Below are 14,602 nucleotides of genomic sequence, written 5' to 3'. Positions count from 1 at the left end.
GGCGAAGACCTCACGGCTTGCCGTAATTCGGCGCCAGCAGGCGGTTGCGGATCAGATAGCTCATCGTGCGCGACCAGGATTCGTCGGTGTTGCCGCGCATGTCGGCGCTCGCCGCCGTGATCATGTTGCCGGTCTTCACGTCGCGCAGATAGATGTTCAGATTGATGATCAGGTTCGAGACCTTCTGCACCATGCCGGTGATCTCGAGGTCGGCACCGAGCTGCCCGGCAAGCTTGAGGTCGCAGCCGCCGCAGGCCTGCAGATTGGCGTGACGGGCGGCGTCCCTGACCGGCGCGATGTCGAGCAGCTGGAACCGGCCTGACTCAGTCAGCTCCTTGCGCAGCTGGTCGCTGATGTGCGCGAGGCGCGCTTCCTCCGGCTTCGAGCCGTAGAACTCGCCGGGCAGGCTGGTGTCGATGAGCTCGAAATCGAACACGGCAAGCTTTGGCGGATCGGCGGCTGCCTGCGAACCCATCAGCAGCAAAGCTGCGAAACATATCAGCGCTCGCATGATCGTGATTCCGCCTGTGGTGTCGCGACGACCAAATGCGGGGTTGCAAGCCCGGCCAAATCGGTCATGCTTCAAGAGAGACAATTCTTCACCGACGGTCAAGCCGGGGAGAACCTCAGGAGGAAGCATGATCCGATGGTTGCTCGGCTCGATCGGTCTGTGTCTGGCGGCGATGCAAGTGCTCGCGGCCGACCCGATCACGATCGGCGTCGGCTATCTCGGCATCGCCGGGACGAGATCGACGCTCTCGCTGGTCGAGCAGCCCGCGGCCAATGACGGCGTCGCCGGCGCGAAGCTCGCGATCGAGGACAACAACACCACAGGCAAGTTCCTCAACCAGCGCTTTGCGCTGGAAGAACGCCGCATCAAGGAAGGTGAGGACGTGGTCCAGGCCGCGACCGACCTCGCCGCGCGCAACGGCTTTGTCATCACCGATCTGCCGGCCGATGCGTTGTTGAAAGTCGCAGACGCCCTGCGCGATCGTGCCACGCTGCTGTTCAACGCGGGCGCGATCGACGAGCGGCTGCGCGAGGCCGATTGCCGGGCCAATGTCATCCACACCGCGCCGACGCGGTCGATGCTGGCGGATGCGCTCGGCCAGTATCTGGTGTGGAAGCGATGGCCGCGCTGGCTGCTGGTGGTCGGCTCGCATGACGAGGACAAGCTATACGCCGATGCGCTCCGACGCGCCGCGACGCGGTTCGGCGCCAAGATCGTGCAGGAGCGCACCTTTGAAGACACCGGCGGCGCGCGCCGCACGGACTCTGGCGTGACGCTGATCCAGCGGCAGATGCCGGTGTTCACGCAACAGGCGCCCGCCTATGACGTGCTGGTCGCCGCGGACGAGAGCGAGGTATTCGCCGCGTACCTGCCCTACCGCACCTGGGATCCGCGGCCCGTCGCGGGCTCGGCCGGCCTGGTGCCGCGCAGCTGGGACGCCGCGCAGGACCAGTGGGGAGCGACGCAGATGCAGAACCGCTTCATGAAGCTGAACTCGCGGCGCATGACCGCGCTCGACATGCAGGCCTGGACAGCAGTGCGCATGATTGGCGAGGCCACCTCGCGCACCAATTCCGGCGACGTCAGGAAGGTCACGGAATTCATCAAGGGACCGGATTTTTCGGTCGCGGCCTTCAAGGGCACGAAGCTGACCCTGCGCGATTGGAATCTGCAACTGCGCCAGCCGATCCTGCTGGTCGACGGCCGCATGGTGGTGTCGGTGTCGCCGCAAGAAGGGTTTCTGCACCAGGTCTCCGAGCTCGACACGCTCGGCTACGACCGCCCGGAGAGCAAATGCAAGCTGAAATGAGCGATGTGATCCGATGGAGCCGCCGCAGAGAGGGTGTGCTCCCTCCCCCGCGCGCGGGGGAGGGTTGGGGAGAGGGTATCTCCTCGACAAAGACTCCCCAAGAGGCGCGAACCCTCTCCCGTATCGCATCTTGCGATGCGATACGACCTCCCCCGCAAGCGGGGGAGGTAAGAACCGCCCGCGGACAGATGTTCCGTATGCTGATGGCAACGGTGCTCGTAGCACTCGCGTTCGCCACGCCCGCCCATGCCTTCGTCGCCTATGTGTCGAACGAAAAGAGCAACACGGTGTCGGTGATCGACACCGACAGCTGGACCGTGACAAAAACCATCAAGGTCGGGCAGCGCCCGCGGGGCATCGAATTTACCCGTGATGGCAAATTCGTGATGGTCGCGGTCGGCGACGACGACACCATCCAGGTGATCGACGCCAAGACGCCAGGCGTGGTGGACACCCTGCCCTCCGGCCCCGACCCCGAATTATTCACCCAGGATGCTGCCGGCAAGACGCTCTATGTCGCCAACGAGAACGACAACACGGTGACCGTGATCGATCTGGAGAAGCGCGCCCGCCTCGGCGACATCCAGGTCGGCGTCGAGCCCGAGGGCATGACCATCAGCCCCGACGGCAAGACCCTGATCAACACGTCCGAGACGACCAACATGGCGCATTTCATCGACACATCGTCGCGCCAGATCGTCGCCAACGTGCTGGTCGATGCGCGGCCGCGCTTTGCCGAATTCAAGCACGACGCGTCCGAATTGTGGGTATCCTCCGAGATCGGCGGCACCGTGTCGATCGTCGACCCGCAGAAGCACGAAGTCATCGGCAAGGTCAATTTCGAGATTCCGGGGTTGAGGAAAGAGGCGATCCAGCCCGTCGGCATCGGCATGACCAAGGACGACAAGACCGCCTTCGTTGCACTCGGTCCCGCCAACCGCGTCGCGGTGGTCGACGCCACCACGCGCAAGGTGACGAAATATCTGCTGGTGGGCCAGCGCGTCTGGCACATGGCCTTCACGCCGGATGAAAAATATCTCCTCACCACCAACGGCGTCTCGAACGACGTGTCCGTCATCGACGTCGCGGCGCAAAAGGTGATCAAGACCATTCAGGTGGGCGAATTACCCTGGGGCATCACGATCGCGCCATGACCAGCCCTGCTCCCATCGCCGAACCACGCGAAACACCACGGCCTGATCCGGCCGCCGCGCCAGCGCTGTCGATCGACGGTATCAGCCATTCTTACGGTCCGCGCCGCGCGCTGATCGACGTCTCCTTCAACGTGCAGCCCGCCAGCTTCACCGCACTGCTCGGTCTCAACGGCGCCGGCAAGAGCACGCTGTTCTCGCTGATCACGCGGCTGTTCGGCATCCAATCGGGGCGCGTCGGCATTTTCGGCCACGACATCAGCCGCACGCCTGGCGAGGCGCTGCGGCTGCTCGGCGTCGTGTTCCAGCCGCGCACGCTCGATCTCGATCTGTCGCTGACACAGAACCTGCTCTATCACGCAGCCCTTCACGGCATCAGCCGCCGCGAGGCGGCTGCGCGCAGCGCCGAGCTGCTCGCGCGCATTGGCCTCTCCGACCGCGCCGGCAGCAAGGTGCGCGATCTCTCCGGCGGGCAGATGCGCCGGCTCGAGATTGCCCGCGCGCTGCTGCACCGGCCCCGGCTGTTGCTGCTGGACGAGCCGACCGTCGGCCTCGACGTCAAGGCGCGTGCCGACATCATCAGCCATGTCCGCCAGCTCGTCACCGAGCAAGGGATCGGCGTGCTCTGGGCGACGCATCTGTTCGACGAGATCATGGCCGGCGACGACCTCGTGGTGCTGCACCAGGGCAAGGTTCTGGCGCAGGGGCCGATGAGCCGCGTCATCACTGAGCCCGGCGCGCAGGACGTCAACACCGCCTTCATGCGCCTGACCGGCGCGCAAACCATGCCGGGAGGCGGTCCATGAGCAGCATCACCACGCGCGATGCGCCACGCGGCTTCTCGGCCTCGGCGTACATGACCTGCCTCACCGGCATCGTCTGGCGCGAGGGCCTGCGCTTCCTGCATCAGCGCGAGCGTTTCGTCTCGGCGCTGGTGCGGCCCTTGGTGTGGCTGTTCATCTTCGCTGCCGGCTTCCGCCAGGTGCTCGGCATCTCCATCATCCCGCCTTACGAAACCTACATCCTCTACGAGGTCTTCATCGCGCCGGGGCTGATGGCAATGATCCAGCTCTTCAACGGCATGCAGTCCTCGCTCTCGATGGTCTATGACCGCGAGATGGGCAATATGCGCACGCTGCTGGTGAGCCCGCTGCCGCGCGGCTTCCTCTTGTTCTGCAAGCTGCTCGCGGGCACCGCAGTGTCGCTGCTCCAGGTCTATGCGTTCCTGATCATCGCCTGGTTCTGGGACATCACCCCTCCCCCGATCGGCTATCTCACCGTGCTGCCGGCGCTGATCCTGTCCGGGTTGATGCTGGGCTCGCTCGGCATGCTGATCTCCTCCGGCATCAAGCAGCTCGAGAATTTTGCCGGGGTGATGAATTTTGTCATCTTCCCGATGTTCTTTGCTTCCTCTGCGCTCTACCCGCTGTGGCGCGTGCAGGAGGGCAGCCCATATCTCTATTATCTCTGCGAGGCCAATCCATTCACCCACGCGGTCGAGCTGATCCGCTTTGCACTTTATGGACAGATCAACTGGGTCTCGCTGGCCGTGGTCGCCGGCTGCACAATCGTCTTCATGATCGCCGCGATCTATGCCTATGATCCCTCGCGCGGGCTGGCACGGCGCGGGCCTGCGGGAGGCGAAGGATGATGGTTCGGACACTTGCCATGGCGACCCTTGCGTTGGCGGTCTCGGCCACCGCCGCACGCGCAGCCGATCCCCGCTATCCCGACTGGCCGTGTGCGCAGGCCAAGGTACCCGAGATCTCGCTCGCCGCCGTTTGGGCCGGCCCTGCGCTCGACGACGCCGCGAGCAAGTGGAAGGACGACAGCAAGGTCAGCGCGCTGGTCTCGAAGCTGGCGGCACGCAAGACGCCGCTGGACGAGGCCGAGAAATCGGTGAAGGAATTTTTGACCGGCGCCGCCGCCGACAAGACCGCCAACGCAAAGCTGCTGTTCGCCGGCCTGTTCGACACCCTCAATGCCCAGCGCGCCCAGGTCATGAGCGGGCTCGAACGGGTCAGCCGCAAGCAGCGCGAGGCCGCCGACAAGATCCGCGAGGAGACGATCCAGCTCCAGGCGCTGCAGGACGCCACGCCGCGCGACGACACCAAGGTCGATGCGATGAGCAACCAGCTGATCTGGGAGACTCGCATTTTCGAGGACCGCCGCAAGGTGGTGCGCTTCGTCTGCGAGGTTCCGACCACGATCGACCAGCGCCTGTTCGCGCTCGGCCGCGTCATCCAGCAGGAAATGGAATAGCGTCAGCCCCGCTGTCGGCTTTCATAAAAGTTCCCGCGATATCAACGCCATCCTTAATGTTGCCATGTTATCTGCCGGAACCAAATCGATCTACGATGGCTTGTCCTGTGAATCTTCAACGCCGGGAGGCCTCGATGGGAACAGCAAAATTCATCCTCGCAGGCGCTGCAGCCGTCACCATGCTCTCGTCCAGCGCCTTTGCTGACGACATGACCGGAATGGTCACCAGGATCGATCGGCTCAACAACACGATCTCGATCCAGCAAACGCAAAAGGGTACGGTCGGCGGCAGTGCCGGCGGCGCCGGCGCGCTGCAACAGTTCAAGGCCAAGGACGCCGCGATGCTGGACGCCGTCCACGCTGGCGACAGGGTGACTTACACCGCGACCGACACGGATGGCGCGGGCACGCTGACGAAGCTGCAGAAGCAGTAGGGCGACGCTCCACCACATCGTCATTGCGAGGAGCCCTTGCGGCGAAGCAATCCAGAGTCCCTCCGCGGAGGGATTCTTGAATTGCTTCGCTGCACTAGCAATGACGGATTGCGCGTCTCTCCGACACCGTGATCGCAGGACCCATCGATTCGCTCACTGCTCCGGCCGCGGCTCCGGCTGCGCCTCGTCGGTGGGCAGCTTGGCGTGCTCCCAGCCATCCGTCCCCTCTGGATACCAGGCGACATTGGAATAACCGTAAGCCAGCGCGCGCTTGGCGGCATTCCAGGACATCCAGCAATCGGCGAGGCAATAGATCACGAGCAGCGCGGTCTTGTCGCCGTGCGAGGCTTGCGCGAGACCGCGCTGGAAATACTCGTCCATCGCCGGCGCCAATGCGCCGTAGCCAGTATCCGGCAGCCAGATGCTGCCGGGAATGTTTTTCCGCGGCGCATCGCGCCACAGCGTGCCTGCGGGAAGGTTCTTCGGCTTCGGGGCGCGCGGCAGCACGTCGATGAAGGCACCGCTCTTCGCGCGCCAGATCGCCTCGGTCTCCGCCGTCGTCAGCACGCGCGCGCCTTCCAGCGTCGCCGGCACCGGCGCGCGGTAATTGTCGGTGCGGTAGCCCTCGGGCTCGAACGGCTCCTGCTGCTGCGCCGAATCTTGCTGCGCGACGGCCGGCGCCGCCAGCATGGCGGCGACGAGCGCAGCGGCAAGAGGCCGCTTCATGGCACCTTCTTCGTCTCCGCACCGAGCGGCCGGTCGTTTTCGTCCAGCAACGGCACGCCGAAGTCGAGCAGGATCTTGTTGATCTCGCCCTGGTTATCCTGAATCAGCTTGTTGAGCTGCCGCTTCCAGTTCTGATCAGCGGCACGCACGCCCATGCCGATGCGATAGACCAGCTTTGGACCGGTGGTTTCCTTCACCAGAGGCGTCACATGCAGCGAGCCGGCCTTCTTGGCGTAGTACCCCGCCATCGGTCCCCACAGCACGCCGGCGTCGATCTTGCCTGCGGTGAGATCATCGATCATCGCCTGCGCGGAGTTGTCGTAGCGCGTGTCGATCATCAACGGATACGGTTTGGCATCGCCCATCAGACCGGCGAGTGCCATGTTGGTCGCCGGTGGCGTGCCGGCGACGATGCCGACATGCTTGCCCTTCAACCTGGGGTCCTCGAGCGTGTCGACGTCTTCAAGTCCGCTGCCTGCTTTCGCAACCAGCGCGTACGACGTGCGATAGTAAGGATTGGTGCCTTGCACGAGCTCGTCGCCCTGCGGAAAGCCCATGATGACGTCGCAGCGATGCGCGCCCAGCGTCATCCGCACGAAGCCCGTGGCCTGTGGAAAGAAGACGTAGTCGAGCTTCTTCTGGAGCTTGTCCGCGAACAGCTCGGCGAGCTTGTTCTCGATCCCTTCGCCCTTCTCGTTGGAGAACGGCAGATTGCGCGGGTCGGCGCAGACGCGCAGCACCTTGGGGTCGACCAGCTCGAACGAGAGGTCACCACTATCGGTCGTCTGCGCGCGGGCGACGTCGCCGATCAAACAAGACGCCGCCATCACACACATCGAAATCAACCAGCGACGATGTTGTCCGGCCTCCATCGCGCTTCCTCCTCATTTCATTCGAATTCTATCCATGCAACGCAGGACCGCACCATGTTTTGCCAAACTTTGTGTTGGCTTGATGTGTTGCAGTGCAACGCAACGAACCCTGAACTGAGGCGGAATAGTGTCGCATCTCACGTCAAAGATCGCAGCCCTGTCCCTGCTGGGGATAGCGACGCTAGCACGCGTCGGGGCAGCCGAATTGCCTGTAAGCGAAGTCGCACCGGGAATCTTCGTGCACTCCGGGACCATCGCCTTGATGACCCGCGAGAATGAGGGCGACATTGCCAATGTCGGCTTCATCGTCGGTGAGGATGCCGTGGCCGTGATCGACACCGGCGGCAGCCTTCGTGAAGGCGAAGCACTGCTGGCCGCGGTGCGGGCCCGCACCAGCAAGCCGATCCGCTACGTCATCAACACCCATGGTCATCCCGACCACGTCTTCGGCAATGCGGCCTTTGTCGCAGAGGGAACCGGCTTCGTTGGCCACAGCAAGCTGCCGCAGGCGCTGGCGACGCGCGGGCCGTATTACCTCGACAATTTTAGGCGCATCATGGGCAGCGAATTGATCGATCCCGTCAAAATCGTGCCGCCCACTATGCTCGTTAAGGACACCATGACGCTCGATCTCGGGTCACGGCAGTTGACCTTGCGGGCGTGGCCGACCGCGCACAGCGACAACGATCTGACGGTGTTCGACGAGACCACGATGACGCTGTTCGCAGGCGATCTGGTCTTTCTCCGCCACATTCCGGTGATGGATGGCAGCATTCGCGGCTGGCTTGCCTTGCTGAAAGAGCTGGAGGCCGTTCCGGCGGTCCGCGTCGTTCCCGGTCACGGCCCTGTGAGCGACTGGCCAGCCGCTTTGGCCGATGAACTGCGTTATCTCTCGACGCTGCTGTCGGACGTGCGCGCACTGAACAAGAGGGGCGACCCGATCCGGGCAGCCGCCGACAAGGCGGCCTCCTCCGAGCGCTCCAACTGGGATCTCTTCGACGACTACAACGCCCGCAACGCAACCGCAACATTTTCAGAAATTGAATGGGAGTAGCGGACGCGCTACGCTCATCACTGCTTCGTCCTCGCAGGACCACGACCATGATGGGATGCACACGCCGCCTGCCCCTGATCGCCGCACTGCTCGGTATCGCCTTCGTCGCGCCTGTCGGCGCCGAAGAGGCTTATGATCCCTGGCCGGGCCTGGTGCAGGACATCTTCAACAGCCGTCCGATGAACGACGGCAACGGCGTCATTGCCATCGAAATGCCCTATCGCGCCGAGGACGCGGCCATTGTGCCAGTGACCCTGCGCAGCAGGCTGTCACCCGGCGATGCCCGCCGCATCCGCTCGATCACGCTGGTGATCGATCGTAATCCGGCGCCAATGGCCGCGAAATTCGAGCTTGGCGCGGATGCCAACGTCACCGAGATCTCCACGCGCGTGCGCGTCAACAACTACACCGACGTGCATGCGGTCGCCGAACTCAGCGACGGCCAACTCTACGTCTCCAAGACCCATGTGAAGGCGTCAGGCGGCTGCTCAGCCCCGGCGGGGAAGAATGCCGAAGATGCCCAGAACCGCCTCGGCCAAATGCGCTACCGGCAATTCGCGCGCGAGGAGGCGCCGGCGAGCCGCATCCGCGAAGCGCAGATCATGATCGGCCATCCCAACAATTCCGGCCTGCAGATGGACCAGGTGACACAGCTCTATATTCCCGCCTTCTTCATCAACCAGCTGAAGCTGACCCAGGACGACAGCCCCGTGCTGTCGATGGAAGGCGGCATCTCAATCTCGGAAGATCCCAATCTGCGCTTCTCCTATGTCTCCAACGGCGCGAAGCGATTCCGCGCGGAGGCGACGGACACGGACGGGCACGTGTTCCGGAATGAGTGGGACGTGGAGAAGCCGGGGACGTGAGGATCGGAGTACCCTCCCCTGGAGGGGGAGGGTCGGCTCACATTGAGCGCAGCGAAATGTGAGACGGGGTGGGGTGACGGTCTATCCACCTCGCACAGTGCCCGAGTGGAGAGATCACCCCACCCCGCTCGCGCTGCGCGCGATCGACCCTCCCCCTCCAGGGGAGGGTGAGACACCATTCAGAAACACCTCACCTCGGCTTCCGCCTGTGCCCGCCGCAAATCATTCACAGCCGAATTCGCCTGCTCTGATGTCCGGAACTGGGTGCCGAGATTGCCGCGGACCTGGGACATGCTGAGTGCGGTTTCGGCGGTGACATATCGTTCATAGGGTACGATCGAGGCGACCACGTCGATTGAGCAGGAGCATTGCTCGATCGCTTGCCGCGTTTCGCCATTGGCCTTCATGCAGCCATAGACATATTCCGCGCGCGCCGACGTCGGATAATCATTGGCCTCCTCGGCCCGCGCCGCGCAGGCGGTTGCCGCGAGCACGGCCACAGCGGCGACAATCGGTCGTACCCGTCCCGCAAAACTCATGAGCGTCCTCCCGCTGGTTGCGATGGAAGCTATGCTATGCCTATTGTCCTGAAAAGCACTCCCTTCGAGGAAATGGCTCACAAGGCGATGAGAGTTTTGGCACGAATATTGGCGCTCGCAATGATGCTGGCGCTGACGCATGGTGCACCGGCCCGTGCTGCGGACACCATCCGCCTGGCGGTGCAGAAGACCGGAACGTTCTCCTGGGAACTGGCGACGATCCGTGGCGCCGGCCTCGACAAGGAGGCCGACCTGTCGCTGGAGGTCACCGAGCTTGCGAGCCCCGAGGCCGGCAAGATCGCGCTTCGTGCCGGCAATGCCGACATTATTCTGTCGGACTGGCTGTGGGTCTCGCGCGAGCGCGCGCTCGGCGCCAAGCTCACCTTCTATCCCTATTCCAGCGCGCTCGGTGCGGTAATGGTGCCAGCCGCTTCGCCGATCAAGACGCTCGCCGACCTCAGGGGCCGCAAGCTCGCCGTCGGCGGCGGCCCCATCGATAAGAGCTGGCTGCTGCTGCAAGCGCGGATGAAGCAGGACGGCATCGACCTGAAGTCCGATGCGACGATCGTCTATGGCGCGCCGCCTCTGATCGCCGCCAAGGCACTCGACGGCGAGATGGATGCAAGCCTCAATTTCTGGAATTTCTGCGCCCAGCTTGAGGCCAAGGGTTTTCGGCGCCTCGCCGGCATCGAGGAGATTTTGCCGAAACTCGGCGCCAAGGGCGCGGTCTCCGCCGTCGGCTATGTCTTCGACGAGGGCTGGGCCGCGAGCCATCGCGATGCCGTGGCGCGCTTCATCGCCATGACCCGCAAGGCCAAGCAGCTGCTGGTCACCTCGGATGCGGCCTGGGACAAGATCGCACCGCTCACCGGCGCGAGCGATCCGGCCATGCTCAAAACCTACCGCGACCGCTATCGTGACGGCATTCCACGCCGGAACATCAACGATGAGGAAGCGGATGCGCGCGTGCTCTATCGCGTGCTGGCCGAGACCGGCGGTCGCGACCTTGTCGGCCCGGCAGCCGAGCTTGATCCCGGCACGTTCTATCACGAAGTCCCCGGAGACTGAGGTGCTGCGCCTTCTCTCGTTCGCCCTTTTCCTCGCGATCTGGTGGATTGCCGCGCTGTTCGTCGGCGGCGCCAAGCTGCCTTCCCCGCCGGCCGTGCTTGACGTCATCATCGCGGAAGCGTCAAGCGGCGCGCTGTTTCTGCATCTCGGTGCGACGCTCGCGCGCGTCGCGTTGTCCTTCGTGCTGGCGATGTCGGTCGGCAGCGCCATCGGCTATTTGATGGGGCGGGTGAAGCTCGCCGACCGGCTCGGCGATCCCTGGCTGATCCTGCTGTTGAACCTGCCGGCGCTGGTAGTGATCGTGCTGGCCTATATCTGGGCCGGGCTGACCGAGGCCGCGGCGATCGCTGCCATCGCCATCAACAAGCTGCCGACTGCAGTCGTCACCTTGCGCGAGGGCACGCGTGCGCTCGACAGGTCGCTGGATGAAATGGCGACCGTCTTTGCGATGCCGCGCTGGCGCGCGTTCCGCCACGTCGTGCTGCCGCAGCTTGCGCCCTATATCGCGGCCTCCGCCCGCTCCGGCCTGTCGCTGGTGTGGAAGATCGTGCTGGTCGCCGAGCTGTTGGGGCGGCCGAACGGCGTCGGGTTCGAGATCGGTGTCGCCTTCCAGCTGTTCGACACGCCGCGGCTGCTCGCCTATTCCCTGACATTCGCCGCGGTCGTGCTCGTGATCGAGACAGCGCTGGTCCAGCCGTTCGAGGCCCGCGCAACGCGGTGGCGGCCCCGTGCGGCTTGAGGTCGAGATCACAGGCAAGACCTACAGGAGCGCTGCGGGCGAGACGCACGAGGTGCTGGCGCCGCTGAAATTCGCGCTGCAGTCCGGCGAGATCGGCGTGCTGATCGGCCCCTCCGGCTGCGGCAAGAGCACGATGCTGCGCATCATCCTCGGGCTCGACCGCGACTTCGCCGGCCATGTCGCGCGCCCGCCGAAGGCGCGGATCGGCATGGTGTTCCAGGAGCCGCGGCTGTTGCCGTGGCGCTCGGTCGAGCAGAACGTGCGGTTGGCTGCGCCTGACGCCTCCGATGCGAAGCTCGCCGAGCTGTTCAGGATATTAGAGCTCGACGCGCATCGCAGCCACTATCCCGGCGAATTGTCGCTAGGGCTCGCTCGCCGCGTCGCACTGGCCCGCGCCTTCGCAGTCGAGCCCGACCTGCTCGTGCTCGACGAGCCGCTCGCCTCGCTCGACGACGCGCTCGCCCGCCGCCTGCGCGACGAGATCGCGACGCTGGTGGCGAGCCGTTCGGTGATGACGTTGCTCGTCACCCACAGCCTCGACGATGCGATCCGTCTCGGCGACCGCCTGTTCTTCCTGTCGCCGCGCCCGGCTCGCATCGTGCAGGAGGTGCCGATCTCGATTCCGCGCGCTGAGCGCAGTGAGGCTGAGCTTGCCGGGATCAGGGTGGGGCTCGCATCGCCGCCGCTTGAATCGAAATGAGAACTCGTGGTCAACTGAGCCCAACGAGATTGTCGAGGGAGATCACCATGCGCCGTCACCTGATTGCGATCGGCATCCTGTTGGTCGCGATGCCGGGCGCGGCGCTCGCGCAGACCAAGGGCAAAGGCATCCGGCTTTGGAATTTGACGAGTGAGACGATCTCGGGCTTCCAGCTCGCACCGGCCGGCAAGACCGACTGGGGTCCGAACCAGTGCCTGAACGACAAGGACAAGGAGGTCGACCACGACGAGCGCCTGCGGATCACCGGCGTCGAGCCCGGTCGTTACGATGCCAAGGTCAGCTATCCCAACTCACGGCAATGCGTCGTACGCGACATCGAGATCAAGGCCGATGCGGTGTTCTCGATCGCCGACAAGGATCTGAAGGACTGCACGAAGTAGCGCCTTAGGCCTTGTCGTTCGGGTGCGGATATTCGCAGCGCCAGCGTACCGCTTGCCACTTCGGATGCTCACCGACCCACTGCGCGATATAGGGCGGCGCGGCCATCGCGCATTGCGTCGGCGATCCCGCATAGTTGAACACCAGATGCTGCTCCTCGCAGGTCGCAGGCGAGAGCACCGCACACACAGTCACCACCAGGTCGATTGGATTCATGCCGGGATCCTCGCGCGGAAGCGATTGAGATTAGCACGAAAAGTTACGCTCCAAGGAGCGGGAAAGTTTCAATCCGGCGTGAGAAACGGGCGGGGAACGCGTTTTGCTAGAAGTTAATCCCGAACACCAGCCGCGCCTGATGGCGCTCGAAATTGACGAGATCGAGATTGGCCCCCGATCCGGCTGGACGGCCCCAGGCCTGCATGCTCCAGCTCAAAGTGAGCCGCGATTGCCCGGAGAGCTGGAAATAGGCGGTCGGTCCGACGAATAGGGCCTGGCCGGAGAACTCGCCGAGGCTGATGCCTTCATACTGGCGGAAGTAGCGTATCTCGCCGCCGAGCAGCACGTTGGGGCTTACGCGCACCATGCCGGCGAAGGCCGCGCCGATGGTCGAGCTTTTCTCTGACAGTCCGCTCACCTCGAAGCGAGTCCACTCCGGCTGGTAGATCAAATTGAGCGCGCCGATCGCAAAATTCGGGATCAGCTCGCGATCGAAGGCGAGCGTAAAGTCGGTGCCGTACATCCGCCCCTTCGCACCGCTGACCTCGTCGATGCGATCGCCATGGGTCTCGGCGGCGACGGTCATCCCGAACGGGGCTCTCTCGCGGTCGAGCAGGCGATAGCGCAGGTCGAGCGAGAGGCCCTGGAAGTTGAACTGGCGCCGGTCGTCGATATCAGGGACGCCGGTGATGTCGTGCAGCGTGGCGGTGCCGCCGACCTCGATGCGAAAATTCGGCAACGGCACGATTTCGATCTCGACCTCATGGCCGAGCGCGCGATAGTTGCCGCCGCCCTTGCCGAAGCGTCCCGTCGTCTCGGTCTGGAATTCGCGCTCGCCGACATTGCCGACATCGCTACCGATCATGAAGCCGAAGATGTGCTCGGTGTCGAAGCCCTCTTCGGCGCTCGCAGGTACCGGCGCAAGCGCGATTGTGCAGGCAGCTATGGTCCAGAGTGTATCGGCTCTCGCGCGCATCCCTGACACTACCACGGCTTCGACGGCATCCGCCATCGAAGCCGTGGTAGGTCGTTCGTTCAGTCTTACTTGCGCGCAGCGCAGGCGTACATGTTGATTTCCATGCCGACCGGCACTTCCACGATCTTCGGAGCTTTCCAAGCCATTCGGGGTCTCCCCAAGTATTGAGCGCGACATCGCGCCGGGCAAAACCTAGGGCTGCGCCCGATACAGTTCAAGCCTCGATTCGAACGTCGAGCGAGTCCGTGCCGATTCTTCGCGGCTGCATTTCTCTCTCGGGCAAAGCCAGTTCTCTCGTGGTCAAACGCGGCCTGTGGAGGGCGCCTTGCGCGACGCCGCGAGCGTCTCGATACGAGGCACGCCTCGCTGTCAGCAGCCCTCGTTGGAGGCCATCGCGTTCGGCTTGGCACCTTCGGCCTCCTGAGCCGCCGTCGGCTGGCCTTGCATCTGACGCTGTGCGTCCTCAGACGACGCCGGCGTTTCGCCGCTCGCACGATTCATCGTGCTGGTCGGCGGGTGCTGGCCGGTGTTGCCGGCCGCGTCGGATGAATGGGACTGCGCCGAGCCCACCGTGGGACCAGAGCCGGCGTCCTTGTCCGCGGCGCTGCCGGTGCTGCATGGGCCCGCCATCGCCGTGCCGGCGCTCAACGTCAGGACTGTGCACGCAACAAGAATGGATCGTTTCGTGTTCATCTGCTTCGTCTCCTTATCCTTCCCGCCGCGCGGCCCCAGCGCCGGGATGTTGAGGAGAACAGGTCGAATCGACCGATGTTCCGAATT

General features: G+C 64.2%; 20 protein-coding genes. 12 read left to right on the top strand and 8 right to left on the bottom strand.

Going from position 1 to position 14,602, the window contains the following annotated elements:
• Positions 1-10: 10 nt before the first annotated feature.
• Entirely contained in the window at positions 11-511 is a 501-nt protein-coding gene (locus YUA_RS0130525; protein ID WP_035972249.1) for a DUF3280 domain-containing protein, read from the bottom strand.
• A 127-nt stretch (positions 512-638) separates the two neighbouring features.
• Here YUA_RS0130525 and YUA_RS0130520 point away from each other — a divergent pair, with 127 nt between their 5' ends.
• From YUA_RS0130520 to YUA_RS0130495, 6 genes are all read left to right on the top strand, one after another.
• Positions 639-1,820 (top strand): ABC transporter substrate-binding protein, encoded by a 1,182-nt coding sequence (locus tag YUA_RS0130520; protein WP_027534103.1) that lies wholly within the window; start codon positions 639-641, stop codon positions 1,818-1,820.
• Between the two features lie 188 nt (positions 1,821-2,008).
• A complete protein-coding gene (locus YUA_RS0130515; RefSeq protein ID WP_027534102.1) occupies positions 2,009-2,974 on the top strand; it encodes a YVTN family beta-propeller repeat protein in 966 nt (321 codons plus the stop codon).
• On the top strand, positions 2,971-3,777 hold the full coding sequence (locus YUA_RS0130510; protein ID WP_027534101.1) for an ABC transporter ATP-binding protein: 807 nt from the start codon (positions 2,971-2,973) through the stop codon (positions 3,775-3,777). Before YUA_RS0130515 ends, YUA_RS0130510 begins: the two co-directional genes overlap by 4 nt.
• Positions 3,774-4,622, top strand: a complete 849-nt coding sequence (locus tag YUA_RS0130505; RefSeq protein ID WP_027534100.1) for an ABC transporter permease — start codon at positions 3,774-3,776, stop codon at positions 4,620-4,622. The genes YUA_RS0130510 and YUA_RS0130505 overlap by 4 nt, the downstream gene beginning before the upstream one ends.
• A complete protein-coding gene (locus YUA_RS0130500; RefSeq protein ID WP_027534099.1) occupies positions 4,619-5,233 on the top strand; it encodes a hypothetical protein in 615 nt (204 codons plus the stop codon). The genes YUA_RS0130505 and YUA_RS0130500 overlap by 4 nt, the downstream gene beginning before the upstream one ends.
• Before the next feature lie 134 nt (positions 5,234-5,367).
• Complete coding sequence (locus YUA_RS0130495; protein WP_027534098.1) at positions 5,368-5,667, top strand: copper-binding protein; 300 nt, start codon at positions 5,368-5,370, stop codon at positions 5,665-5,667.
• Between the two features lie 153 nt (positions 5,668-5,820).
• Here the strand turns inward: YUA_RS0130495 and YUA_RS0130490 are convergent, their stop codons facing one another.
• Positions 5,821-6,393, bottom strand: a complete 573-nt coding sequence (locus tag YUA_RS0130490) for a PQQ-dependent catabolism-associated CXXCW motif protein (protein ID WP_027534097.1) — start codon at positions 6,391-6,393, stop codon at positions 5,821-5,823.
• Positions 6,390-7,229 carry a substrate-binding domain-containing protein gene (locus YUA_RS0130485; RefSeq protein ID WP_371259921.1) on the bottom strand — a complete coding sequence of 280 codons (840 nt, stop codon included), beginning with the start codon at positions 7,227-7,229 and terminating at the stop codon, positions 6,390-6,392. The genes YUA_RS0130490 and YUA_RS0130485 overlap by 4 nt, the downstream gene beginning before the upstream one ends.
• Positions 7,230-7,389: 160 nt before the next feature.
• Between YUA_RS0130485 and YUA_RS0130480 the strand changes: the two genes are divergently transcribed.
• Positions 7,390-8,319 carry a quinoprotein relay system zinc metallohydrolase 2 gene (locus tag YUA_RS0130480; RefSeq protein WP_371259920.1) on the top strand — a complete coding sequence of 310 codons (930 nt, stop codon included), beginning with the start codon at positions 7,390-7,392 and terminating at the stop codon, positions 8,317-8,319.
• 47 nt (positions 8,320-8,366) lie between these two features.
• On the top strand, positions 8,367-9,185 hold the full coding sequence (locus YUA_RS0130475; RefSeq protein WP_027534094.1) for a quinoprotein dehydrogenase-associated SoxYZ-like carrier: 819 nt from the start codon (positions 8,367-8,369) through the stop codon (positions 9,183-9,185).
• Between the two features lie 179 nt (positions 9,186-9,364).
• Here the strand turns inward: YUA_RS0130475 and YUA_RS0130470 are convergent, their stop codons facing one another.
• On the bottom strand, positions 9,365-9,724 hold the full coding sequence (locus tag YUA_RS0130470) for a hypothetical protein (protein WP_027534093.1): 360 nt from the start codon (positions 9,722-9,724) through the stop codon (positions 9,365-9,367).
• A 120-nt stretch (positions 9,725-9,844) separates the two neighbouring features.
• On the opposite strand from YUA_RS0130470, the gene YUA_RS0130465 reads away from it, so the two are divergent.
• The 4 genes from YUA_RS0130465 to YUA_RS0130450 are packed head-to-tail and all read left to right on the top strand — an operon-like array spanning position 9,845 to position 12,632.
• On the top strand, positions 9,845-10,792 hold the full coding sequence (locus YUA_RS0130465; RefSeq protein ID WP_035972274.1) for an ABC transporter substrate-binding protein: 948 nt from the start codon (positions 9,845-9,847) through the stop codon (positions 10,790-10,792).
• A 1-nt stretch (position 10,793) separates the two neighbouring features.
• Positions 10,794-11,531, top strand: coding sequence for an ABC transporter permease (locus YUA_RS0130460; RefSeq protein ID WP_027534091.1), 738 nt, complete (start codon positions 10,794-10,796; stop codon positions 11,529-11,531).
• Entirely contained in the window at positions 11,521-12,231 is a 711-nt protein-coding gene (locus YUA_RS0130455; protein ID WP_027534090.1) for an ABC transporter ATP-binding protein, read from the top strand. The genes YUA_RS0130460 and YUA_RS0130455 overlap by 11 nt, the downstream gene beginning before the upstream one ends.
• A gap of 47 nt (positions 12,232-12,278) precedes the next feature.
• Positions 12,279-12,632, top strand: coding sequence for a hypothetical protein (locus tag YUA_RS0130450; RefSeq protein WP_027534089.1), 354 nt, complete (start codon positions 12,279-12,281; stop codon positions 12,630-12,632).
• A gap of 4 nt (positions 12,633-12,636) precedes the next feature.
• Here the strand turns inward: YUA_RS0130450 and YUA_RS0130445 are convergent, their stop codons facing one another.
• The 4 genes from YUA_RS0130445 to YUA_RS0130430 all read right to left on the bottom strand — a co-directional run bounded on the left by YUA_RS0130445 (position 12,637) and on the right by YUA_RS0130430 (position 14,515).
• A complete protein-coding gene (locus YUA_RS0130445) occupies positions 12,637-12,846 on the bottom strand; it encodes a hypothetical protein (protein WP_027534088.1) in 210 nt (69 codons plus the stop codon).
• 106 nt (positions 12,847-12,952) lie between these two features.
• Entirely contained in the window at positions 12,953-13,858 is a 906-nt protein-coding gene (locus YUA_RS0130440; RefSeq protein ID WP_027534087.1) for a hypothetical protein, read from the bottom strand.
• 29 nt (positions 13,859-13,887) lie between these two features.
• Positions 13,888-13,968: a pyrroloquinoline quinone precursor peptide PqqA gene (gene pqqA / locus YUA_RS45530; RefSeq protein ID WP_012029362.1), complete on the bottom strand. Its 81-nt coding sequence runs from the start codon at positions 13,966-13,968 to the stop codon at positions 13,888-13,890.
• A gap of 223 nt (positions 13,969-14,191) precedes the next feature.
• A complete protein-coding gene (locus YUA_RS0130430; RefSeq protein WP_027534086.1) occupies positions 14,192-14,515 on the bottom strand; it encodes a hypothetical protein in 324 nt (107 codons plus the stop codon).
• Positions 14,516-14,602 lie beyond the last annotated feature (87 nt).

The organism is Bradyrhizobium sp. WSM3983 (assembly GCF_000473045.1).
Taxonomy (GTDB): domain Bacteria; phylum Pseudomonadota; class Alphaproteobacteria; order Rhizobiales; family Xanthobacteraceae; genus Bradyrhizobium.
The sequence above is the reverse complement of the archived record's forward strand: the minus strand, read 5'-3'. Positions and strand labels throughout refer to the sequence as shown.